This is a genomic window from Streptomyces sp. NPDC032161, assembly GCF_040636995.1.
Taxonomy (GTDB): Bacteria; Actinomycetota; Actinomycetes; order Streptomycetales; family Streptomycetaceae; genus Streptomyces.
On the sequence record NZ_JBEZVN010000005.1, the window covers coordinates 396612 to 420103 of the forward strand.

The following is a 23492-nucleotide window of genomic DNA, read 5'->3' on the forward strand; positions in this document are numbered from 1 at the left end:
GTCACTCACTGCCCGCGGACTGGGTGGGGGAGTGCAGCAGCTCCAGCTTCTTGCCCTTGCCGAGGTACATGTGCACGCCGCACGGCAGACAGGGGTCGAAACTGCGCACCGTGCGCATGATGTCGATGCCCTTGAAGTTCTCCCGGTCGTTCTCCTCGAAGATCGGTTGGCCCTGCACCGCGTCCTCGTAGGGCCCGGGCGTCCCGAACGTGTCGCGCGGACTCGCGTTCCACGGGGTCGGCGGGTACGGGTGGTAGTTGGCGATCTTGCCGTCCCTGATCACCATGTGGTGCGACAGCACTCCGCGCACGGCCTCGCTGAAGCCGCAGCCGATGCCCTCCTCCGGCACCTCGAACTTCTCCCACGTCCGGGTCCGGCCGGCCCGGATCTCCGTGAGCGCCTTCTCGGCGAAGTGCAGCGCACAGGCGGCGGCGTACGCCTGGAAGTAGGTGCGCGCCCGGTTGCGTTCGAGGGTGTTGCTCCATCGCGGGATGTGCCACTCCAGCTCGACCGGGCCCTTGAGCGCGGTCTTCGGGAGGTTGATCTTCACGCTGCTGCCGGTGGCCCGGACGTATCCGATGTCGACGAGGCCCGCGAGGGCGGTGACCCAGAGCCGGGCCAGCGGACCGCCGCCGGTGTCGAGCGCGAGGTAGTCCTTGCCGTCGAACCAGCGCGGCGACATGACCCAGCTGTACTTGCCGTCCAGATCGCGCTTCTGGGGCTGCGGGTTGGTGTGCTGGTTCCAGGGGTGGCGCCGGTCGACCGGATTGCCGAGCGGGTCGTTCGTCACGAACATCTCCTGCTCCTCCCAGTCCCGGTAGTAGGAGGAGCCGAGCAGGATGCGGATGCCGAGGTTGATCTTCACCAGGTCGGTGGTGACGAGCTTCCCGTCGACGACGACACCGGGGGTCACGTACATCTTCCGGCCCCAGGAAGTGATGTCCCCGTACGAGAAGTTGCAGTGCTCCGGGTCCTGGAACGATCCCCAACAGCCGAGCAGGACACGGCGGTTGCCCACCTGCTCGTAGCCCGGCAGGGCCTCGTAGAAGAAATCGAAGAGGTCGTCGTGCATGGGCACGACCTTCTTCATGAACTCCACGTACCGCTGGAGCCGGGTCATGTAGTCCGTCATCAGCTGGACGGTCGCGACCGTGCCCACACCGCCCGGGTAGAGCGTGGACGGATGGACATGACGCCCTTCCATCAGGCAGAACATCTCGCGGGTCATCCGGCTGACCTGGAGGGCCTCGCGGTAGAACTCACCGGTGAAGGGGTTCAGCGAGCGCATGATGTCGCCGATGGTCCGGTACCCGTGGTCCCCCGCGTGCGGGGAAGGCGTGCGGTTGGCCTGTTCGAGCACGCCGGGATTGGTCTCGGCGACCATCTTCTCGCAGTAGTCGACCCCGACCAGGTTCTCCTGGAAGATGTTGTGGTCGAACATGTACTCGGCGGCCTCGCCGAGATTCACGATCCACTCGCCGAGGTTCGGCGGCTTCACCCCGTACGCCATGTTCTGCGTGTAGCAGGAACACGTGGCGTGGTTGTCGCCGCAGATTCCGCAGATCCGACTCGTGATGAAGTGGGCGTCGCGCGGGTCCTTGCCCTTCATGAAGACCGAATAGCCGCGGAAGATCGAGCTGGTGCTGTGGCACTCGGCAACGGTCTTCTGCTTGAAGTCGATCTTCGTGTAGATGCCCAGACTTCCGACGATCCGGGTGATGGGATCCCACGCCATCTCCACCAGTTCGTCCTTGCCCTGGCTGATCGCCGTCATGGGGCCGCCTCTTCTTCCGTTTCGGTGCGTTTCCGGCCGGGCCGGTTCGTGCATACGCGGTCACCAGGTGCGCGTGGCTCCGGTCGTCAGTTTCTTGCCGCGCTTGCGCCACTTGGGCTCGCGGTCGAGCGTGTGTGTGGTGATGCCCCGGAGCCGCCGCATCGTCGAGCCGTACGGCTTCACCGTATTCGACGAGAGCCGGGCTCCCGGCGGCTCGTCCATGAACGGCATGAATTTGTCAGGGAATCCCGGCATGGTGCAGCCGATGCAGATTCCGCCGACATTGGGGCAGCCGCCGATGCCGTTCATCCAGCCCCGCTTGGGCACATTGCATTTCACGGCGGGGCCCCAGCAGCCGAGTTTCACGATGCATTCGGGTGAGCCGTATTCCGTCGTGAAATCGCCCTGCTCGTAGTAGCCGGCCCGGTCGCATCCCTCGTGCACTGTGCGGCCGAACAGCCAGACCGGGCGCAGCGCCTCGTCGAGGGGGATCATCGGGGCCTGGTCGGTGGCCATGTAGAGCAGGTAGGTGAGTGTCTCCGAGAGGTTGTCCGGCTGGATGGGGCAACCCGGGACACACACGATCGGCACCCCGGCCCGGGACTTCCAGTCCCAGCCCAGGTAGTCCGGCACCCCCATCGCGCCGGTCGGATTGCCTGCCATGGCGTGGATCCCGCCGTACGTGGCGCAGGTGCCGGCCGCCACGATCGCGGTGGCCTTGGGGGCCAGCCGGTCGAGCCATTCACTGGTGGTCACGGGCTGTCCGGTGGCCGGGTCGTTGCCGAAGCCGCACCAGTACCCCTCGTCGTGCAGCCGCTCGTTGGGGATCGACCCCTCGACGACCAGGACGAACGGGTCCAGTTCGCCGCGATCGGCCTTGAAGAACCACTCCATGAAGTCGTCGGCGCCCTCGCGCGGCCCGCACTCGAAATCGATGAGCGGCCAGTGCACGGCGATCTGTGGCAGCCCGGGCAGCGCGCCGAGCGCGATCTCCTCGATGCTGGGCTGCGTGGCGGCGGTCAGGGCGACGGAATCCCCGTCACAACTCAGCCCCGCGTTGATCCACAGCACATGGATGAGAGTGTTCTCCGCTTTTATCGCTGCTTCTGTCGGCATGGCCCGCTGCCTTCCGGTCTCGAACCGCTCGCTGTCGGACATGAGGAATGTTGTCTCGGACGTGGGGATAGTGCTACCACACGTGATGAATGCGGCGTCACGCGAATTGTTACCATCTAGGAGCAGCCGCGATCTCCTGTCAACATAAGATTCTCCGGCGGGGAATCGCTTTCCTCTCGGTGGTCGCGTCCACGTGAGTGAATTCCGGAGAGTGAGGCGGAGTGAGGCGGAGTGAGGCGCTGATGCATGAATTGTCCATCACGCAAGGAATCGTCGAAGCGGTGTGCGAGCGCGCCGACGGAAGGCCGGTACGGGCCGTCAGGGTGAGGGTGGGGATACTGACCGCCGTGGTGCCCGAAGCGATGCGGTTCTGTTTCGACCTGACGACCGCGGGAACGGCAGCGGAGGACGCGCTCCTGGAGATCGATCACGTGCCCGGAAGGGCGCACTGCCGGGCGTGTGAGACCGAATTCCTCCTGAACGATCTTGTATTGCTGTGTCCGTGCGGCAGTTCCGACGTGGACGTCACGTCGGGCCGGGAGTTGCAGATCGTCTCTATGAGAGTGGGCTGACGGCATGTGCGGTACTTGCGGTTGTGCGGACGGTGGCGGCGAGGGCGGCGGAGGTACCCGGATCACCGGACTCACCCGACCGCACGCGCACCCGAACGGCGGGCACGCTCAGGGCGGTCATGACGGACACGGTCATGACCACGAGGCACGCGGTCATGACGGCCACGACCACGGCGGGCACGGCCACGGCCATGACGGCCACGGCCACGGCCACGGCCACGGCCACGGCCACGGGCACGGCCACGGCCACGACCTCGGGCGGGGACCCGCGCCGCTCACTCCGTCGGCCGCCGCCCACGGGACGACCGGGGGCGGCGGGACCACCACGCCCGACGGGGAGACCGTCACGCTCGAACAGAGGGTGCTCGCCAAGAACGAGGACCTGGCCGCACGGAACCGTGCCTGGCTCGCCGAACGGGACATCGTGGCAGTGAACATGATGAGCTCGCCCGGCGCGGGCAAGACCACCCTCCTCGAACGCACCGTCAGAGAGCTGACGGGCCAGGGGCGTTCGGTCGCGGTGATCGAGGGGGACCAGGAGACGACGCTCGACGCCGAGCGCATCGGGGCCGCGGGCGGTGACGCCGTACAGATCAATACCGGCGCGGGCTGTCACCTCGACGCGGAGATGACGCGGGACGCGCTCACGGCCCTCGCCCCGGGGGCCGGATCGCTGGTCCTCGTCGAGAACGTGGGAAACCTGGTCTGTCCCGCACTCTTCGACCTCGGGGAAGGCAGCCGGGTCGTGATCATCTCGGTCACGGAGGGGACGGACAAGCCGATCAAGTACCCCCATATGTTCGCGGTCGCGGACCTCGTGATCATCAACAAGATCGACCTGCTCCCGTACGTCGACTTCGACCCCGACCAGTGCGAGAAGTACGCCACGTCAGTCAATCCGGGCCTGCGGGTGCTCAGGGTCTCGGCGACCACGGGAGAGGGGATGCCGGACTGGTACGACTGGCTGGACGAGCGGCATCGTCAGACGGTGCGCTGACCCGGACTCCGTCGGACCCCGCTTCCGTGGTGGTCCGTTCTCATGAGCCTCGAAGCGAGGCGGACAGGCGCTCCGTGGTCTCCGGTACCGGGGCGGCGGACGAAGCCGGCGACCGGGCGTTCGCAGACCCGCTCCGTGAGCAAGGGGTCCATGGGGGCGAGCGTTTCACCGCTCGCCTTCACTTCCCACCAGCGCCACCATGACGCGGGACGGTGTTCTTCCGTGTTGCTCGGTCATTCGCGTTCGACGTGGAACGGGAGCCGGGTTCGGAGGCAGAACTCCGGCACGGCTCGGGGGCTTCCGCCGTGCGGTGCGCGTTCACCTTCCGGCGGGCGGCGGAAGGTGAACGGGACGGCCGACGTTGCCGCCGCGGAAGGTCGGCCGTACGGGGTGCTCGGTGGCGCGGGGCACGGGCGGCACCGGCGTCGCCGTGCGTACCCACCCCTTGAGCTGGCCCTTTCCCAGTGCGGCGCGAAGTACCGTGCTGCGCAAGGCGGTTGTGGTATGACATCGGCAGGGCACGGTCCCGTGACGCGCGGGGCACGCTCGGGCAACGGACGCTTCTTCGACTCTTGACACCTGCCCCTTGGAGGCAGGAACCTTCCGGCATCGGGTGTGGGAGCGCTCCCACGCCCGGCGATCCCCACGTGATCCCCGCGTGAACGGCTCGTCCGCGTTCTTCCCGTACCTCCTGGTGCCGCTCGGCACCACGCCCGCACCCGTCAGCGCACAGACACTCGCAACGTCACGCGTACGCGTCCTGCACAACGCCCGTACGCCCGAGCACGCATCGTATGCATCGCCCGCACACCGGGAGGCGCACCCCGGTACGCACGCCTGGCGCCACCTGTATGACGACCCCGCAGTCGTCCCTCACGCCCCCGAGCAAGGAGTAGTGGAATGCGCATCACCCGTACCGCCGTCGGCCGGAGCCGCAGGGCCGCGGTTCTCGTCACCATGGGGCTGACGGCCCCGGCCCTGCTGCTGACCGGTTGCGGCAGCGGCTCGGACTCGTCGGGCAGTAAGGGCCCCGACGAGAACGGGAACGTCACGCTGATCGTCGCCGACTACGGGCAGTTCGGCTACAAGGAGGCCGGGCTCTTCGAGAAGTACCACGAGCTGCACCCGCACATCACGGTCAAGGAGGACGTCACCACCGACGAGAAGGTCTACTATCCGAAACTCCTGCAGCAGTTGAACGCGGGCAGCGGCCTCGCCGACGTCCAGGGCATAGAGGTCGGCCGCATCAAGGAGATCGTCGACACCCAGGCGGACGCGTTCGTCGATCTGGGCGATGCGGTCGACGTCGGCGACTGGGTCTCCTGGAAGGAGAAGCAGGCCACCACGCCCGACGGCGCCGTGATCGGGGCGGGCACCGACATCGGGCCGATGTCCCTCTGCTACAACACCGAACTGTTCGGGAAGGCCGGCCTGCCGACCGACCGCGAGAAGGTTGCCGAGCGGGTCGCCGGCGGCTGGGAGGACTACCTCCAACTGGGGGAGGAGTACCGGAAGAAGGCACCCGAGGGCACGTTCTTCATGGACTCCGCGAGTGCCATGTTCAACGCCGTGGTGAGTTCCAGCGCGGAGCAGTACTACGACGAGGGCGGCAAACCGGTCTACAAGGACAGCCCCAGCGTCGAGCAGGGCTGGAACCTCGCCGCCGAGGCCGCGTCGAAGAAACTCACCCAGGGGCTCGCCCAGTTCAGCGACCCGTGGGTCGCCGCCCTGCGCAAGGGCACCGTCGCCACCGTCGCCTGTCCCGCGTGGATGGCCGGGCAGATCTCGGCCAACGCCGGTGAGGCCAACAAGGGCAAGTGGGACATCACCACCGCGCCCGGTTCGACCGCCGCCAACTGGGGCGGCTCCTTCCTCGCCGTTCCCAAGCAGGGCAAGAACATCGACGAGGCCACCAAGCTGGTGAAGTGGCTGACCGCCCCCGAACAGCAGGCCGCCGTCTTCAAGGCCATCGGTGTCTTTCCGTCCAACGCGCGCGCGTACGAACTGCCCGAGGTGAAGGACGCCCGGCTCCCGTACTTCAACGACGCGCCCATCGGCCGGATCTACGCCGACGAGGCCAAGTCGATCCCCGAGGCGGTGCTCGGCCCGAAGGACGGCGTCATCAAGGACACCATCTCCACCCAGATCAACAACATGGAGCAGCGCGGCACCGGTGCCGACGACGCATGGAAGGCGGCGACCGACGCCATCGACAAGGCACTCGGCTGACGCCATCGACAAGGCGCCCGGCCGGCCGTGCCGGGTCGCATCGGGGCACCACATCGCCGTGACGCGACGACCCGGCACGCGGCGACACGACATCGGAACACCGCAGCAACGCAGGGAAGGACTCCCGCCCGTGGCCACCTCGACTCCCCACCGGAACGCGTACGCCCCGCCCCCGGGTGGCACCCGGCGGACCGCCGCGGACCCGGTCCCGCGACCGTCCTGGCGGAGCCGGCTGTGGCGATTCGACGACAAGGCTTCCCCGTACGCCTACATCGCCCCGTTCTTCCTCGTCTTCGGCGCCTTCGGGCTCTACCCACTGCTGTACACCGGGTGGATCGCCCTGCACCGGGTGGAGATGACCGGCCTGGACCGGATGGAGTGGGTCGGCTGGGACAACTTCGACAGGATCCTGCACGATCCGGAGTTCTGGACGGCCGTCGGCAACACGTTCCTGATCGGCGTCATGTCGACGGTGCCGCAGCTGCTGGTCGCGCTCGGGCTGGCCCATCTGCTGAACTACCGGCTGCGGGCCAGCGCGTTCTGGCGCACGGTCGTGCTCACCCCGTACGCCACATCGGTTGCCTCCGCCGCACTCGTCTTCGCCCTGGTCTTCCGGGCCGACGGCGGGCTGCTGAACTGGCTGCTGCACTTCGTCGGCCTCGGCGACACCAACTGGGCCAACGGTCACTGGACTTCGAAGATCGCCATCTCGATCATCGTGATCTGGCGGTGGACCGGCTACAACGCGCTGATCTACCTGGCCGCCATGCAGGCCGTGCCCACCGACCTGTACGAGGCCGCCGCGCTGGACGGCGCCTCGCGCTGGCAGCAGTTCCGCAAGGTGACCATCCCCTCGTTGCGGCCGACGATCCTCTTCACGATCGTCGTCTCGACCATCGGTTCCATGCAACTGTTCGGTGAACCACTGCTGTTGGAGGGTGGCAGGCTCGGGGCGACCGGCGGCAACGAGAATCAGTACGAGACTCTCAGTGTCTATCTCTACAACTACGGCTGGAACCTGGGGCATCTCGGTCCGGCCGCCGCAGTGGCCTGGGCGATGCTCGCCCTCCTGCTGATCATTGCCGCGGTCAACTGGCTCGTCGGCCGCTTCGTACGCACATCCGCGGACTGACCGGGAGCGATTTCCATGACCATGTCCACGTCCTCGATCACGTCCACTACGGGCAGCGACGCCGCCCCGGCCAAGGGCCCTGCCCTCCGGCACAGGGCACGGACGGCCGGGCGGCGCCCGATGCGCTTCCGGCCCGGCGCGGGCAGACAACTCCGGGGCGGCCCGTTCGCCTACGTCGCGCTGGTGCTCGTCGGCATCGGCTCGCTGCTGCCGCTCTACTGGACACTGGTGGCCGCGTCCCACACCCAGGACGAAGTGCTCGCCACCACACCGCCGTTGCTGCCCGGCGGGAGGCTGCCGCACAACCTCGAAGCGGCCTGGACCCAGGCGAACCTCGGCAAGGCGATCGTCAACAGCGTCATCGTCGCCGGCTGCGTCACGGCGGCGACGCTCTTCTTCTGCACACTCGCCGGGTACGCCTTCGCCAAGATGCGCTTCCGGGGCCGCGGCGCACTGATGACCGCGGTCGTCGCCACGCTCACCATCCCGCCCCAACTCGGTGTGGTGCCCCTGTTCATGGTGATGTCCGGCCTCGGCTGGGGCGGCAGGCTGGAGTCGGTGATCTTCCCGACCCTGGTGAGCGCCTTCGGTGTGTTCTTCATGCGCCAGTACCTGAGCGAGGCGCTGCCCTACGAACTCGTCGAGGCGGCCAAGGTCGACGGAGCGAACAACTTCCGCATCGTGCGCAGTGTGGTGCTCCCGGTGGCCCGCCCCGCGATGATGGTGCTGGGCATGCTCACCTTCGTACAGGCGTGGAACGACTTCTTCTGGCCCTACCTCGCCCTCAACCAGCAGAACCCCACGCTCCAGGTGGCCCTCGGCCGACTGAGCGCCTCCTACACGCCGGACCAGAGCATTGTGATGGCCGGTGCGCTGATCAGCACACTGCCGCTGCTCGTGGTCTTCGTGATCTTCGGCAAGCGGATCGTCGGAGGCATCATGTCCGGCGCGGTCAAGGGGTGAGAGCGCGTCACTTGACCGCCGGCGAGGGCCGCTCGGCCCGCGGGCCGCCCGCCGCTCCCTCGTGACCGACCTCCCGGTCACGGCTCCGTACCCGCCTCGTGACTCCACCGCGAAGCCGCGCCCCGAGATCCCGTGCCGAAGCCGCACCCGGATCCGGGCCCACCCCGATCCGGGCGCTGCTCGCGCAGGGGCACCACCACCCCCGTCCGATGACTACTGGGAGCGCTCCCATATGACTGTCGCATGCCCCGGCACCGGCCCGAAGCAGGCCGCCGACACCCAGCAGTTCCCGCCCGGATTCCTCTGGGGTGCGGCCACCTCGGCCTACCAGGTCGAGGGCGCCGTCGCCGAGGGCGGTCGTACCCCGTCCATCTGGGACACCTTCAGCCACACCCCCGGCAGGGTTCTTGACGGGGACACCGGTGACATCGCCGTGGATCACTACCACCGCTACCGGGACGACGTGGCCCTCATGAAGCGGCTCGGTCTGACGGCCTACCGCTTCTCCGTCTCCTGGTCCCGGGTGCAGCCCACCGGCCGCGGCCCGGCCGTCGAGCGCGGGCTGGACTTCTACCGTGCGCTCGTCGACGAACTGCTCGAAGCGGGCATCACGCCTGTCGCCACCCTGTACCACTGGGACCTGCCCCAGGAACTGGAGGACGCGGGCGGCTGGCCCCGGCGGGCGACCGCCGAGCGTTTCGCCGAGTACGTCGCCCTCATGGCCCGCGCCCTCGGCGACCGCGTCCCCACCTGGACCACTCTGAACGAGCCGTGGTGCTCGGCCTTCCTGGGCTACGGCTCGGGCGTGCACGCCCCTGGGCGTACCGAACCCGCCGCCGCCCTGCGTGCCGCCCACCACCTCAACCTCGCGCACGGCCACGCGGTCGAGGTGCTGCGCGAACACCTCCCCGCCACCGCGCGGGCCTCGGTCTCCCTCAACCTCCACCAGGTCCGCCCGCTGACCGGCAGCGCGGCCGACGCGGACGCCGCCCGCCGGATCGACGCGGTGGGCAACCGGGTCTTCACCGGCCCGATGCTGCACGGGGCGTACCCCGATGACCTGATCGCGGACACCGCGCACCTGGTGGACTGGTCGGCGCTCGTCCGCGACGGTGACCTGCCCGTCATCTCCCGCCCCGTCGACGTCCTCGGCGTCAACTACTACACGCCGACCGTGGTCTCCACGCCCGCCGACGGCCGCGGCGACGCGCGCGACGACGGCCACGGCAACAGCGACCACTCCCCGTGGCCCGGCTCCGAGCACATCGCCTTCCACCTCGCCGACGGCCCGCGCACCGCGATGAACTGGGCGATCGACCCGGACGGGCTGTACCGCCTGCTCCTCGACGTCTCCCGGGACCACCCCGGGCTGCCGCTGATGGTCACCGAGAACGGCGCCGCCTTCGACGACCAGGTCTCGCCCGAGGGCCGGGTCGACGACCCCGAGCGCATCGCCTACCTGCACGATCACCTCGACGCGCTGCGACGGGCCGCCGCCGACGGCGCGGACGTCCGGGGCTATTTCCTGTGGTCCCTGATGGACAACTTCGAGTGGGCGTACGGGTACAGGAAGCGCTTCGGTGCCGTCCACGTCGACTACGCCACCCAGCGCCGCGTCCCCAAGGCGAGCGCCCACTGGTACGCCGACGTCATCCGCCGCCACTCCCTGCCACCGCGCCCCGACGCCGACTGACCGCTGCCGCACCGGTGGGCGGGACCCGGTCGGCCGCACCGGGCCTCTCGCCCACCGGAGCGAACCGGCGCGAACCGTCCCGGCCGAGACATGCGGAACCAGCACACCCGCCCCCTGCGGTCGCCCGGTGCGGCGACGTCCTTCTCCGCCGTTCCCGCCTCGTTCCGCCCGGACTTGGACCGGTCATCACGGCTGTGAGAAATTGACCGCGAACGGGAGGCAGCCATGGGGGCAGCGCGAGCACGGAGCGGCGGGCGGCCCACGCTCGAAGAGGTCGCGGCGCGGGCGGGGGTGGGGCGTGGCACGGTCTCCCGGGTCATCAACGGTTCCCCGCGGGTCAGCGCACGCACCCGGGAGGCCGTCGAAGCGGCCGTCGCGGAGCTGGGCTACGTACCCAACCGCGCCGCTCGCGCACTCGCCGGGAACCGCACCGACGCCATCGCGCTCGTCGTGCCCGAACCGGAGGCCCGGTTCTTCACCGAGCCGTACTTCTCCGACATCGTGCGCGGGGTCGGAGCGGCGCTGGCCGACACCGACATGCAGCTGCTGCTCACCTTCGTGGGCAACGACCGCGAGCGTCGGCGGCTGGCCCAGTACCTGACCGCGCACCGGGTCGACGGCGTGCTGCTGGTCTCCGTCCACGCCGGCGACCCGCTGCCGGACCTGCTGGAGCAGCTCGGCATGCCCGCCGTGACCAGCGGTCCCCGGTCCGCCGTCGAGCCGCTCGCCTCGGTCGACTCGGACAACTTCGCGGGCGCCCGCGCCGCCGTCGGCCATCTGGTCGCGCGAGGGCGTCGCACCATCGCCACGATCACCGGCCGACTGGACGTCTACGGGGCCCGGCGGCGCCTCGACGGCTACCACGAGGCGGTCGCCGCGGCCGGTCTCGCCCCCGACGAGGATCTGGTCGCCGCGGCGGACTTCACCGAGGAGGGCGGCGCCCTCGCCATGCGTGCGCTGCTCGCCCGGCGCCCCGGCGTCGACGCGGTGTTCGCCGCCTCCGATGTCATGGCCGCGGGCGCCCGCCAGGTGCTGCGCGAGGCCGGGCGGCGCATCCCGGACGACGTGGCCCTCGTCGGCTTCGACGACTCGGCAGTGGCCCGTCACATGGACCCGGCGCTCACCAGCGTGCGCCAGCCGATCGAGGAGATGGGCCGCACCATGGCCCGCGTACTGCTCCAGGAGATCGCCGGCGACAGCCCGGAACGTCCACACGTCGTGCTCCCCACCGAACTGATCGTGCGCGACTCCTCCTGAGTTCCCGCGGCCGCACGGCACCGTGGGACCGACGGGCGGAGCGTCAGGGGGCGTGAGAGGAACACGCGCCGTGTTGTCGGCGGTCGAGCCCATGTGGCAAACCTGGAGGATCCGACGGTCGGGACCCGATACTTCGGCCGACGATTCGCGAAGGGCTGGACGCATGGGAGACAGAGGACCCCTCGCCGCAGACGACGGGGACGGAGCGGGACCCGGCCCGGCCGTCGCGGCAGACCCGCCGGTCATCAAGAGCGACGCGCCCGGCTCGTTCGCCCGGGGTGTCCTTGCCGGGCGCCACCCCGCCATCATCCGGCAGGTACGAGGGGCCTTCCCGTACGGACGCCGGCAGCACGAGGCCCTCGACGCCCTGCTGGACGAGATCACCGGGGGCGTCGTGGAGCCGCTCGGTCCCGAGGACGACGACCGCGAGCAGTGGGCGGAGTGGGGGCGAGGGCACTTCGGGCGCTCCTGGTACGACATCCCCTTCCTGTGGGCGGAGAGCTACTTCTACCGGAGGCTCCTCGGCGCGGTCGGGTACTTCGGCACCGGGGCGTGGCAGGGAGTCGACCCCTTCGCACCGTTCAAACAGGCCGAACTGCGGGGCGAGGCGGTGGAGGAGGAACTGCGGGCCCTGGACGCGCTCGCGGAGGCGTCGACCGACGAGAGGGCCACGGCCCTGCTCCGCGCCTCGCTCTGGGGCAACCGCGCGGATCTCGGCTTCCGCGTCTCGGCGGGGGAGCAGGCGGCCGGTGCGGCCGCCGCCTCCGCGCTGGTCGCCGACGACAGCGCGTCGCTGTGGCAGCTCCTGCCCGGCGGAGGGGCTTCGACCACCGCCGTGGTGGCGGACAACGCGGGGCGCGAGCTGATCCCGGACCTGATCCTCGTCGACCACCTCCTCGAACACCGGCATGCCGAGCGGGTCGTGCTTCACGTCAAGCCCCACCCGTACTACGTATCCGACGCGATGACGGCGGACGTGGTCGACTGCCTCCGACGGCTCACCGAGGCGCCGGGCGAAGCCGGCCGGATCGGCGGCCGACTGTGGAGGGCCATGGCGACGGGAAGTCTGGAGGTTCGCACCCACCCGTTCTTCTGTGCTCCTCTGCCGTACGAGGAGATGCCCGAAGACCTCCGGGAACAGTTCGCGGATGTCACGCTCACCATCTTCAAGGGCGACCTCAACTACCGCCGCCTGGTGGGTGATCGACTGTGGGGTGCCACCGTGCCCTTCGCCGCCCGTACCGCGCACTTCCCGGGGGCCGTCGCGGCCTTGCGCACGCTGAAGTCCGACGTGATCGTCGGGCTGGATCAGGCGACCTCGGACACCCTCGAGCGCTCCGGTGCCGCGTGGCGTACGAGCGGCACGCACGCGCTGGTCCAGGTGCGCGGGTAACCGCTGTTCTCGCGACACCGGGCTGGTCGGTGTGCTGTCGGACGAATCCACCCTGGCCGGGGGCGTGCAACGCAAATCCCGCGGCCTTGAGAGCCGAATCCCCGTGACAGCACAGCGGGATCGCCTGCCCGAGCAGAGTGAGGAGAACCCGTGAGAGCGGCGTAACCCCGGAGAACCGAGCCCCCGCCGACGACGCGGCACGGCACGGAGCGTTGGTCACCCCATCGGGCCAGTCGTGCCGGTCTGCTCGCGCCGACACCCGACCGGCGGGACGGCCCCCGCGCGAGGCAACTGCCCGCACCGTGCAGAGGGGCGCCGACGGTGCCGGGCCCTGTCGTCGAACTGCCACCCGCCGTGCGACGCCTGCCACATCCCCAGGCTCTCGGCTTCGCCCGGCCAGGGGAGACCTCATGGCTCGCGGTGTTGTCGGAGGCGCCCTCGTACGATCCGTACGAGGACGATCCCCCGGCCTTGCGATCGCCCCGCCGGACGCCGTACGGCCCGGCCTCCGGCCGTCCGACGGCACTTCGACGACAGGGCCTGGGAGTCCTTCGCCCGGAGTACTCCGGCAACGCGCGCCCGGGGCGTCTGAGGCAGCCTGATGACGCCCGGCACGTGCGGTCGGTTTCGGGGAGACCGCAGGGCCTGGCCCGGAGGACGACGGTGAAGAGGCCGGTCCGAGGCATACCGGAGGGTACGGGTGGTCACGAGACGCAGGGTTGTCCAGGCGGCGGTCGGAGGAATGGCCGCGCTCCTTCCAGCCGGTACCGCTCGTCCGAGGCTGTGGACGGCGTCCCGAGGGGACGTCCTCGATCCGCGGAAGGTGGGCAAGTACGTCGAGCCTCTCGTCGTCCCGCCCGTCATGCCGTCGGTTCGTGGCACCCTCGGTGCTCCGGTCGAGAACTACGTCATCGGCGTGCGGCAGTTCCGGCAGCAGGTGCTGCCACCCGGTCTGCCCGCGACAACAGTGTGGGGATACGGCTCCACCGGGCATCCGGGCACCTTCCACTACCCCGCTTTCACCATCGAGGCCCGGTCGGGAACGCCCGTGCGCGTGAGGTGGCAGAACCAGTTGCGGAGTCGTGACGGCCGGTACCTGCCGCATCTGCTGCCGGTCGACCCCACACTGCACTGGGCGAACCCTCCGGGTGGATCCCGGGGCCGGGACGCGAGTCCCGTGTTTCGCTCGACGCCCGGACCGTACACCGGCCCCGTGCCGATCGTGACGCATCTCCACGGCGGGCTGAACACCGAGGAGAGCGATGGCTACACCGAGGCCTGGTACCTTCCCGACGCGCTCGACGTTCCTGCGGGGTACGCCGAGGTCGGCTCCTTCTACGAGGAGTTCAGGGGAAAGTTCGAAGAGCGGTTCGGCGAGGTCTGGAATCGGGGCGAAGCCGTGTTCCAGTACGCCAATGAGGAGAGGGCCTCGACGTTCTGGTTCCACGATCACGCCATGGGCGTCACACGCCTGAACGTCTACGCCGGGCTGGCCGGGTTCTACCTCCTGCGAGGAGGCCCCGCCGACCTTCCCGAAGGGGTGCTGCCCGGTCCCGCGCCCCGGCTCGGGGACCCACCCGGGCGGAAGTACTACGAGATCCCCGTCGTCGTCCAGGACCGCTCGTTCCGTGTCGACGGCAGCCTCCACTACCCGGCCGGGCGCCGCGATTTCGACGGGTTCGGCGGACCCTACATCCCGGGCAGCGACATTCCCCCGATCTGGAATCCGGAGCTCTTCGGCAACACGATGGTCACCAACGGCAGAACCTGGCCGTTTCTCCGCGTCGAGCCCCGTCGGTACCGCTTCCGGCTCCTCAACGGGTGCAACTCGCGGTACCTGATCCTGAAGATCACCACCCACCCGCTCGCCCACAGGCCCGCGCGTGCAGCACTTCCGTTCTGGCAGATCGGCAGCGAAGGCGGTTTCCTCCCGGCGCCGGTCCAGCTCGACCAACTGCTCATCGCTCCCGCCGAACGCGCCGACGTCGTCGTCGACTTCACGTCCCTCACGGCCGGGACGGAGCTGTACCTCATCAACGAGGGGCCCGACACGGCGTTCCAGGGCGGGAAGGCGGGGACCGATTTCTCCCCCGCGGACCCGGCCACCACCGGGCAGATCATGAAGTTCGTGACGGGGACACTCACGGCGCCGGACAGGACCGTGCCGCCCGGTCGGCTGTCGCTGCCGCCGTTCGAGCCCCTGGGGGAGGCGAGCCGTGTCCGGCGGCTCTCCCTCAGCGAGCAGAACTCCGCCTCGCTGCCGCACATCGGTCCCCGGCAGATGCTGCTCGGCATCCTGGACCGAAAGGGCGCCGCCGTGCCGATGCACTGGGGCGATCCCGTCACGGAGACCCCGGCGCTGGGGGCGACCGAGGTATGGGAGATCCACAACTTCACGAAGGACGCCCACCCGATCCATGTCCACGAGGTGCAGTTCCAGGTTCTCGGCCGACAGACGGCCGGCCGCCCCGCGCAACCCGCCGAAGCGTGGGAGAGAGGCTTCAAGGACACGGCGATCGCCTACCCGGGCGGCGTCACGAGGCTGAAAGCGACGTTCGACCGGCCGGGCCGGTACGTCTGGCACTGCCACATGCTCGAACACGAGGACAACGAGATGATGCGCCCCTACACGATCGGATGAAGGTGATGACTCCGCTGCTCTCCGGTGTGTTCGCGTGTTCCGCCGGGGCCGGCACGCCCCCGGTCCGGGATCAGGCCGGGCGGAGTGCAGGCGATGGCCGGGCGCGATGGATCGCCCGCCCGGTTCAAGGATCGGCGGAGAGCCGGCCCCGGTCTCGGACACCCGCACGGCCGACGGGCGGCCGGCCCGGCTCGTGGACGGCCCGAGCGCGGTCCACCACGGACGCGAACATACCCCGGCCGCATACGACGCGGTTCGCCGCCGTCATCGGCCCGGGTCCGCCCGCCCCTTCCCGAGGGCGGTCACGGTCCGCCGGTGCTCCGCACCGAGGGTCGCCGGGTGGTTGCGCCGCCCGACCTGCCCGGCGCATTCATGGACGGCTTTCACCTCCCACGACGTTGTCGCTGGTCATCGCCGAGTCACCCACGGCCTGGAGTCGCAACGAACGATTCACGCTCCCGCTGACGGAGCAGTATGCGTCGGAATTGTCCACAATGTACTTACCTTTAAGTAACTCCGCAGAGGCGAGGACAGCGGGATGGGCGCATCCACTGATGACGCTTGGGGTCGGTCGTTCTCGTTCGACGACGTCGCGACGGCCGTGCTCGACGACCGGGGCGTCGTGCTGCGCTGGTCGCGGGCGGCCGCAGACCTGCTGGAGCGCACGGCCGAGGAGGTCTGCGGCTCCTCGGTGTGCGACCTGCTCGCCGACCCCTCCAACGGACGGTGCCGGGGCCGCCCCCGAGGCACCGGGATCCCGTCGACGGGCCGGGTGCCGCTCCGCAGCCGCTCCGGTCACCGGTTCGAGGTCGCCTTTCGGACGGTGCCGATGGAAGGCTCGTCGGAGTGCCTCGTCCTGGCCCTCCCCGCCGGCCATCTGGACATGTGGAATCAGGACACCGCCCTTGTGCGGGCACTGTTCGCCCAGAACCGGATCGAGGTCGGCATCCACGGTCCGGATCTGTGCACGGAGCGCAGCAACGCCGCCTCCGGGACGTCCGGCGGGTCGTCCGGGCTCCTCGGAGGCCGACTGCGGCAGGTGCTCTCCCCGCAGAACGCGGACGAGGTCGAGTCGGCGCTGCGCCGGGTCCTGGACACCGGTGTGCCGCTGATCGGGTGGGAGCAGCGGGTGCGTGCCCCACGGGTGCCCGACAGACAGTGGTTCCTGTCCGCCTTCCGGCTGGAGGACGCGCAGGGGCGCCCGACAGGTGTCGCCACGATGCTCACGCCGACCACCGCCCGGCAGCGGGACCACCAACACCTGGACCTGCTCCACGAAGCGGCCGAGCGGATCGGCACGTCCCTGGACGTCCTCCGCACCTCCCAGGATCTGGCCGAGGTCCTCGTCCCGGCCTTCGGCGACATGGCCTGGGTGGAACTCGCGGACGCCATGTTCCAGGGCGACGAGCCGCCCAAGCTGGCCGGCGCCGGACTGTGGTACCTGCGCCGCGCCGCAATCGTTTCGGCCGCCGGCCCCGTGCCGAGCAGCCTCCTGCAACCGGGGAAGCAGGTTCCCCCGCTGCCCGACCCGCCTGTTCTGCGGAAGCTGCGGTGCGGCGAGACCGTCCTGGCCTCCGTACAGGAGGCGAGGGAGCAATTGGGGCCGGAACTGGCCCCGCTGTTCGTCCCCGAGCACGGCCACTCGGTCCTCTACGCTCCTCTGTTCGCGCGCGGTCTGCTGCTCGGCGCCGTGGTGGTCTGGCGAACCGACTACCCCGATCCCTTCGTCGAGGAGGACCGGAAGCTGCTGACGGAGATCGCCTCCCGTGCCGCGCTGAGCGTGGACAACGCCCGCCGGTACACCCGGGAGCACCGCGCGGCCGTGGCACTGCAGCAGCGCCTGCTTCCCCGTGCCACCCGCGACATCCCCGCGGTCGAGGCGGCGGGCAGCTATGTGCCGGCGGGGGGCGGGGCCGACATCGGTGGCGACTGGTTCGATGTGATCCCACTGCCGTCGCTGCGTGTGGCGCTCGTCGTGGGGGACGTCATGGGCCATGGCCTGCACGCCACGGCGACCATGGGGCGGTTGCGTACGGCGGTGCAGACCCTCGCGGACCTCGAACTGGAGCCCGACGAGCTGCTCACGCACGTGGACGACCTGGTCCAGCAGCTCGCCGAGGAGGCGGGCCCCGCCCAGCGGGACGCCGTGGGCGCGACCTGTCTGTACGTGCTGTACGACCCGGTCACCCGTCAGTGCGCGGTGGCCAGCGCCGGACATCCACCACCCGTACTGCTCCGCCCCGACGGCACGACCCGGGCGATCAAGATCGCCCCCGGCCCGCCACTCGGGGTGGGCGGCATGCCGTTCGAGGTCACGAACCTCAGGCTGGAGCCCGGCAGCGTCCTCGCCCTGTACACCGACGGGCTCGTGACCCTCGACGGACAGGACATCGAGGACGGGGTGTCGCAGTTGGCGGACGGTCTCGCGGCGCTGTGCGACGGCGGCGGATCACCGTCCCTGGACGGGGTCGGCCGGTCCCTGCTCTCCCGGGCCGCCGAGGCCCCGTCCCGCGACGACGTGGCCCTGCTGCTCGCTCGCACCAGGGCGCTGCCGGAGGGCTCGACCGCCGTCTGGCAGTTCCCCGCCGACCCCGCCATCGTTGCCGAGGCCCGGGAAGCCGTCACCGGGCAACTGGCTTCCTGGGACCTGGGCCACCTGGCGTTCACCACCGAACTCATCGTCAGCGAACTGGTCACCAACGCCATTCGCTACGCGGGCGGCCCGGTCGCCCTCCGGCTCATCCGCGACAACGTGCTGATCTGCGAGGTTTCCGACCCCAGCAACACCCAGCCACGGCTGTGCCGGGCCCGCTGGACCGACGAGGGCGGCCGCGGTCTGTACCTCGTCGCCCAGCTCACCACCCGCTGGGGCAGCCGCTACGGTCAGCGCGGCAAGACCATCTGGACCGAGCAGTCCCTCGTGTCGGCCGCGGAATAGCGGGCGCGACGTGTACGCGGCCGTGAGCCGCGCCGGGGAGAAGCTCCGCGAGCGGGCGGGGCGCCGACGAGAAGGCCGCCGGCCCGGCGCGCCTCGCAAGGGTGTTGGGTTCCGGCGGCGATCACGTATCCGTCCACCACGACGACTCCGGTGACCGACACGGGGGTCGGCGGATCGTCAGCCGTTCCGGCTCACCGGTGCGGAACCGGTGGGATAGTTGGTGCCGGTCTCCACGGAATTGGGGATCTCGCGGCTGCGCTGGCTGTCGCAGTACACGACGTTCCAGTGCAGATGCGGACCCGACACGTTCCCCGTGGCGCCGGAGGTGCCGATCTGCTGGCCCTGGGCCACCCGGTTGCCCCTGTCGATGATCGTCGAGCTCAGGTGGGCGTACTGGGTGCACCGGTTGTTGCCGTGGTCGATCAGCGCCATGATGCCGCCGGCGCCGTTCCAGCCCTCGAAGTAGACGGTGCCCGCGGCCGAGGCCACGATGGGGGTGCCGGTGGGGGTGGCGAAGTCGACGGCGTGCCGGTTGTAGTCGTCGTTGTGCGAGTAGCCCGAGCCCGGGGTCTGGGTCACGGTGTACGCCCGACCGGCCGAGTAGGGCAGCTTGAACGGCGCGCCGCCGGAACAGGGAGGCACCACCGGGTTGTTGGAGCCGGTCTCCAGGAAGCCGTCGCTGACCCAGCCGCCGCTCGACACCTTGTTCCAGATGTTGGTGGCACCGCCGATGCCCTGCACGCTGTCGCCCCGGCCGTAGCACGTGATCGTCACCTTGCTGCCGTTGGCGAGGCTGCCGACCACCTGGGCACCGAGGCGCGGCTCGGACCGTACGTTGAGCGGCAGACCACTGGGGACGGACACCCTCACCACGGTGTCGGCCTGTGCCGATCCGGCCGGGACCATGACCGCCAGTCCGGCGAGGGAGAGGGCCAGCACGGCCCGGACACTGCGACGCATCGTTGACTCCGAAAGCGGGGAGGGCAAGGGGACAGGCAGATCTTGTCATGTCTGCGGCGATTGCAATACCCGTCGGTACGACTTCGTGGACGACGGTTGCGGAGCGGCAACTCCCTTTCATATGGCCCTCGTTGGCTCCTTCTCCACCGTGAGAGGGCGAGCGCCTCGCGCGGGGCGCGAGGCGCTCGCGCGAAGTCGCGCGAATGCCGTACGGACAGCATCCGGGCAGGCGATCGCCCGCGCCGTCCCCGGCATCACCTTGCTGGGCGATGCGGCGCACCTGATGCCTCCCGTCGGGATCGGTGCCAACCTCGCCATGCTCGACGGCACCGACCTCGCCCACGCACTCATCACCGAATCCAGCCTCGGCGACGCCGTCCGCGCCTACGAGAACCTCATGCTGCCGCGCTCGGCCCAGGCCGCCCAGGACCGCGCCGAGGCACTCGACAACCTCGTTCCCCCGAAGGACTTCTGAGTCATCGTCACCATTCCACAGGACATGGTCTTGCGCACTTGGTCCGTGTCGTCGGTGTTCGAGGTCCGGCGCGCAGATCGCCGAGTGCGGCGGGCCGGGAGGTGCAGAGCGCCGGTCCTCGCACCGCCCGTAGGCGTGACACAAGGGCCGCTGTGGCGAGGGCCCGCCGCGGCCCGGCCGGCAACGAACTCGCTTGTGAGCAGGGCGCCGTAGCCTTCACCGAGCCCGCGACGATGCTCGCCCGATGGTGACGGTCCCACCAGCGACCGCACCGAACTATCGGTATACCGTACCGAACTATCGGTATGTGGAGGCCGAGTTCGCCATTCCGGCACGATCTTGCCCAAAGCCCTTCTAAGATCGCTCGCAAGGCGGTTCTCCGCATCTCTATGTACTCCCTCACGAGCAGGGCATCAGGCCCTTCCGAACGCTGAGAGCAGGGGATGAGATCTAAGAATGAACATGTGAAGGGAGCCGCGCCCGAGCCGCGTCGGCGGCGGCCGGGCGTGCTCGGTCGCCGCACCGTTGGCTGCCTGGCCGCGCTCGCCTTGGGAATCGGTAGTGGCTCGTTAGCCGTGGCGCCTGCGGCGTACTCGCAGGCGGGGGACGGATCGGTGACGGTCCGGGTGATCCGGGCCGTGGACACCAGCGGTGTATGGAAACCGGCGTTGGAACCGGGTATCGCGGGCGTCAAGGTGACCCTCACCGACGACGACGGGGTGGGCACCGAGGGGGTCACGGCCGCCGACGGCACCGTGACACTGACTCCGACGGAGGGCAGGACCACCAGCGGCAAGTACCGGGTGCAGGTGGTGAACCCGAAGCCGGGTGTGCTGTTCCCGGCCTTCGCCTCGCGCCAGGGTCTGGACGGCGCGCCCAACCAGTTGAGCAGCAACGAGGAGTTCGTCGACCTCTCCGACGGGAAGAGCGTGGCGTACACCACCGGGCTGTGGAGCCCGGGCGACTACTGCCAGAAGAACGCACCGCTGATGACGACCTGCCAGCCCACCACGCGCGAAGGCGGGAACCAGCGCACGCTGGTCTCCTTCCCGTACGACGCACGCGGCCAGGACGGCGTCGACGTCAACGTCACGAACATCGCCACCAATGCCGAGACCGGCACGCTGTTCGGCATCGCGTGGAACAAGGCCGACAAGCGGGTGTTCTCCTCGGCGGTGGCCAAGCGCACCACGGACTACGGTCCGGGCGGCGCCGGGGGCATCTACGTGACCGACCCCGCGCGGAAGAAGACCACCCTGTTCACCGTCGTCCCGGACGCGGGGACGACGGCACACGGCCCGGGCACCGACGACGCGTTCCTCGCCGTGCCCGGCAAGGAGAGCCTGGGCGGCATCAAGATCACGGATGACGGCAAGGACCTGTTCGTCGTCAACCTCAACAACCGCAAGCTCTACCGCTACGATGCCACCGTGCCGACCGCCGCGGCGCCGAAGGCCGTCCACGCGATCCCGGACCCGGGCTGCCCGGCGCCCGGGGACTGGCGTCCCTTCGGCCTGGGGATGCAGGACGGCACCGGCTACCTCGGCGGGGTCTGCTCGGGCGAGTCCACCGGGAAGGTCTCGGACCTGCGCGCGGTGGTTCTCCCCTTCGACCTGGGCACCGGCGCCTTCCAGGAGGCCGTGCTGAACCAGCCGCTGGACTACCCGCGCGGCTCGACGGTCGGCGGTGGCCCGTGCGACGGCGCGGGCTGGTTCCCGTGGACGAGCACCTACCCCGGTTCGCAGAACGGCCGCCCGTGCGGCAACTCCACCATCGCCAACCCCGAACCGGAGCTGGGCGAGATCGCCTTTGAGGCCGACGGCTCGATGTTGCTGGCCTTCCGCGACCGCTTCGGCGACCGCGCGCCTGCCGGTCCCACGCCGAACTCCGCCGCCGTCGTCATGTCGGGCGGTGACCTGAACAAGGCATGCGCGGCGAACGGCATGTATGTGATGGACACCAACAACGGCTGCGGGCTGTCCCCTCGGGGCACCCGGTTCTTCGACACCAGCTGGGGTGGTCACCGCAACACGGCGTTCGCCGGCATGGCGCTCTCCAAGGCCGAGAACACCATCGCGACCTCCGCCTTCGACCCCAACCACACCGCCTACGGCTACGGCACGTCGTTCCTCCAGCATGATGGCGCGCAGGATCCGGGGTTCGGCCTCCGCCTCAACCCGCCCGGCAACGTCGCCCCGTTCGGCAAGGGCGCCTCGATGGGCGACCTGGAGGTGCTCTGCGACCAGGCCCCGCTCCAGATCGGCAACCGGGTCTGGTACGACCCCGAACGCAAGGGCATCCAGAACCCGGGCCAGCGCCCGGTCGTGGGCGCGACCGTCAACCTGTACGACGAGTCGGGCAAGCTCGTGGGGACGACCAGGACGACGGCGCGCGGCGAGTACTACTTCGACGACTCCAATGTCACCGGCGGCCTCCACCCGAGGACCAAGTACACCATCCGCCTCGACAATCCGGCCGACTACGCCAAGGACGGGCCGCTCCACCAGTGGGTGCCCACGGACGCGGATGTGGGCGACAACCACTTCATCGACTCCAAGGGCATCGTCCCGCGCGACGCGAAGTTCCCGGAGCGGGCGCTGACCACCGGCGGGCCGGGGGAGAACGACCACACCTACGACTTCGGCTTCCGACAACAGGAGGGCGCGCTGCGCCTGGTCAAGCACGACCAGGACGGCAAGCCGCTGGCCCGGGCCAAGTTCCAGCTGTGGAAGGAGACGAACGGCTCCGACGACTTGCAGACCACCGGGGCGGAGCCGGACACGCGGGTCGACAAGCCCTGCACGACCGGGACCGACGGAGTCTGCCAGGGCACCGGTGCACCGGGCACGTACTACTGGCAGGAGATCAGCCCGCCCGCAGGGTACGCCACACCCGACGTGGCGGTGTTCGGGCCGCTGGTGCTGACCCCCGACAATCTCGACGCCGGGGTCTCGGTGACAGCGGTCAACCACCGGCTGCCCGGCACCACTCCGGCGCCGACACCGACGACGCCGGAACCGGGCAAACCGGGTTCACCGGGGGCGCCGGGCGCACCGGGTGAACCGGGTCCACCGGGCCACGCACCCGACTCGGGCCTGGCAGCCACCGGCATGAGCCGGATGGTTCCGCTGGCCCTGGCCGGCTGTGCCGCGCTCACCGTCCTCGGCGCGGCGCTGGTCGTCCTGGTGCGCAGGCGAAGGGCGCAGTACAGCTGATGCCGTGACCGGAAAGGTCTGTCCGGAAGGAGCGTCGGGGGGGGGGGGGGGGGGGCCGCCCCCCCCCCCCCCCCGGCCCGGCCCCCCCCCCCCCCCCCGCCGCAGGAGAGACGGGCCGGGCCCCCCCCCGGGGGGGC

Annotated in this window: 14 protein-coding genes and 1 pseudogene; 12 read left to right on the forward strand and 3 right to left on the reverse strand. The window is 70.0% G+C overall.

Annotated elements, in window-relative coordinates:
* Position 1 precedes the first annotated feature (1 nt).
* Positions 2–1774 (reverse strand): nickel-dependent hydrogenase large subunit, encoded by a 1773-nt coding sequence (locus AB0E67_RS15950; RefSeq protein ID WP_362026409.1) that lies wholly within the window; start codon positions 1772–1774, stop codon positions 2–4.
* A gap of 60 nt (positions 1775–1834) precedes the next feature.
* Positions 1835–2890: a hydrogenase expression protein HypE gene (locus tag AB0E67_RS15955; RefSeq protein WP_362026481.1), complete on the reverse strand. Its 1056-nt coding sequence runs from the start codon at positions 2888–2890 to the stop codon at positions 1835–1837.
* Positions 2891–3141: 251 nt separating this feature from the next.
* Between AB0E67_RS15955 and AB0E67_RS15960 the strand changes: the two genes are divergently transcribed.
* The 10 genes from AB0E67_RS15960 to AB0E67_RS16005 all read left to right on the forward strand — a co-directional run bounded on the left by AB0E67_RS15960 (position 3142) and on the right by AB0E67_RS16005 (position 18705).
* Positions 3142–3462, forward strand: coding sequence for a hydrogenase maturation nickel metallochaperone HypA (locus AB0E67_RS15960; RefSeq protein WP_362026412.1), 321 nt, complete (start codon positions 3142–3144; stop codon positions 3460–3462).
* 4 nt (positions 3463–3466) lie between these two features.
* Positions 3467–4459, forward strand: a complete 993-nt coding sequence (hypB, locus tag AB0E67_RS15965) for a hydrogenase nickel incorporation protein HypB (RefSeq protein ID WP_362026414.1) — start codon at positions 3467–3469, stop codon at positions 4457–4459.
* A gap of 900 nt (positions 4460–5359) precedes the next feature.
* Positions 5360–6688 (forward strand): extracellular solute-binding protein, encoded by a 1329-nt coding sequence (locus AB0E67_RS15970; RefSeq protein ID WP_362026417.1) that lies wholly within the window; start codon positions 5360–5362, stop codon positions 6686–6688.
* Positions 6689–6818: 130 nt separating this feature from the next.
* Complete coding sequence (locus AB0E67_RS15975) at positions 6819–7820, forward strand: sugar ABC transporter permease (RefSeq protein WP_362026419.1); 1002 nt, start codon at positions 6819–6821, stop codon at positions 7818–7820.
* A gap of 21 nt (positions 7821–7841) precedes the next feature.
* On the forward strand, positions 7842–8783 hold the full coding sequence (locus AB0E67_RS15980; protein ID WP_362026484.1) for a carbohydrate ABC transporter permease: 942 nt from the start codon (positions 7842–7844) through the stop codon (positions 8781–8783).
* 232 nt (positions 8784–9015) lie between these two features.
* Positions 9016–10476, forward strand: coding sequence for a GH1 family beta-glucosidase (locus AB0E67_RS15985; RefSeq protein WP_362026422.1), 1461 nt, complete (start codon positions 9016–9018; stop codon positions 10474–10476).
* 225 nt (positions 10477–10701) lie between these two features.
* Entirely contained in the window at positions 10702–11733 is a 1032-nt protein-coding gene (locus AB0E67_RS15990; RefSeq protein ID WP_362026425.1) for a LacI family DNA-binding transcriptional regulator, read from the forward strand.
* 163 nt (positions 11734–11896) lie between these two features.
* Complete coding sequence (locus AB0E67_RS15995; RefSeq protein ID WP_362026428.1) at positions 11897–13126, forward strand: damage-control phosphatase ARMT1 family protein; 1230 nt, start codon at positions 11897–11899, stop codon at positions 13124–13126.
* A gap of 823 nt (positions 13127–13949) precedes the next feature.
* Positions 13950–15767 carry a multicopper oxidase gene (locus AB0E67_RS16000; protein ID WP_362026430.1) on the forward strand — a complete coding sequence of 606 codons (1818 nt, stop codon included), beginning with the start codon at positions 13950–13952 and terminating at the stop codon, positions 15765–15767.
* A 538-nt stretch (positions 15768–16305) separates the two neighbouring features.
* Entirely contained in the window at positions 16306–18705 is a 2400-nt protein-coding gene (locus AB0E67_RS16005) for a SpoIIE family protein phosphatase (RefSeq protein ID WP_362026433.1), read from the forward strand.
* Between the two features lie 177 nt (positions 18706–18882).
* Here the strand turns inward: AB0E67_RS16005 and AB0E67_RS16010 are convergent, their stop codons facing one another.
* Entirely contained in the window at positions 18883–19665 is a 783-nt protein-coding gene (locus AB0E67_RS16010) for a peptidoglycan DD-metalloendopeptidase family protein (RefSeq protein ID WP_362026435.1), read from the reverse strand.
* 247 nt (positions 19666–19912) lie between these two features.
* Between AB0E67_RS16010 and AB0E67_RS16015 the strand changes: the two are divergent.
* Positions 19913–20140 (forward strand): annotated as a pseudogene (locus AB0E67_RS16015) (FAD-dependent monooxygenase); the annotation flags it as partial.
* A 668-nt stretch (positions 20141–20808) separates the two neighbouring features.
* Entirely contained in the window at positions 20809–23355 is a 2547-nt protein-coding gene (locus AB0E67_RS16020) for an SdrD B-like domain-containing protein (protein ID WP_362026438.1), read from the forward strand.
* Positions 23356–23492 lie beyond the last annotated feature (137 nt).

What these genes read in the sequence shown, in the direction of transcription:
- AB0E67_RS15990 (WP_362026425.1), top strand. Translation starts at nt 10,702, where the DNA reads ATGGGGGCAGCGCGAGCACGGAGCGGCGGGCGGCCCACGCTCGAAGAG.
- hypB (WP_362026414.1), top strand. Translation starts at nt 3,467, where the DNA reads ATGTGCGGTACTTGCGGTTGTGCGGACGGTGGCGGCGAGGGCGGCGGA.
- AB0E67_RS15950 (WP_362026409.1), bottom strand. Translation starts at nt 1,774, where the DNA reads ATGACGGCGATCAGCCAGGGCAAGGACGAACTGGTGGAGATGGCGTGG.
- AB0E67_RS16005 (WP_362026433.1), top strand. Translation starts at nt 16,306, where the DNA reads ATGGGCGCATCCACTGATGACGCTTGGGGTCGGTCGTTCTCGTTCGAC.
- AB0E67_RS16010 (WP_362026435.1), bottom strand. Translation starts at nt 19,665, where the DNA reads ATGCGTCGCAGTGTCCGGGCCGTGCTGGCCCTCTCCCTCGCCGGACTG.
- AB0E67_RS15985 (WP_362026422.1), top strand. Translation starts at nt 9,016, where the DNA reads ATGACTGTCGCATGCCCCGGCACCGGCCCGAAGCAGGCCGCCGACACC.
- AB0E67_RS15980 (WP_362026484.1), top strand. Translation starts at nt 7,842, where the DNA reads ATGTCCACGTCCTCGATCACGTCCACTACGGGCAGCGACGCCGCCCCG.
- AB0E67_RS15970 (WP_362026417.1), top strand. Translation starts at nt 5,360, where the DNA reads ATGCGCATCACCCGTACCGCCGTCGGCCGGAGCCGCAGGGCCGCGGTT.
- AB0E67_RS15955 (WP_362026481.1), bottom strand. Translation starts at nt 2,890, where the DNA reads ATGCCGACAGAAGCAGCGATAAAAGCGGAGAACACTCTCATCCATGTG.
- AB0E67_RS15995 (WP_362026428.1), top strand. Translation starts at nt 11,897, where the DNA reads ATGGGAGACAGAGGACCCCTCGCCGCAGACGACGGGGACGGAGCGGGA.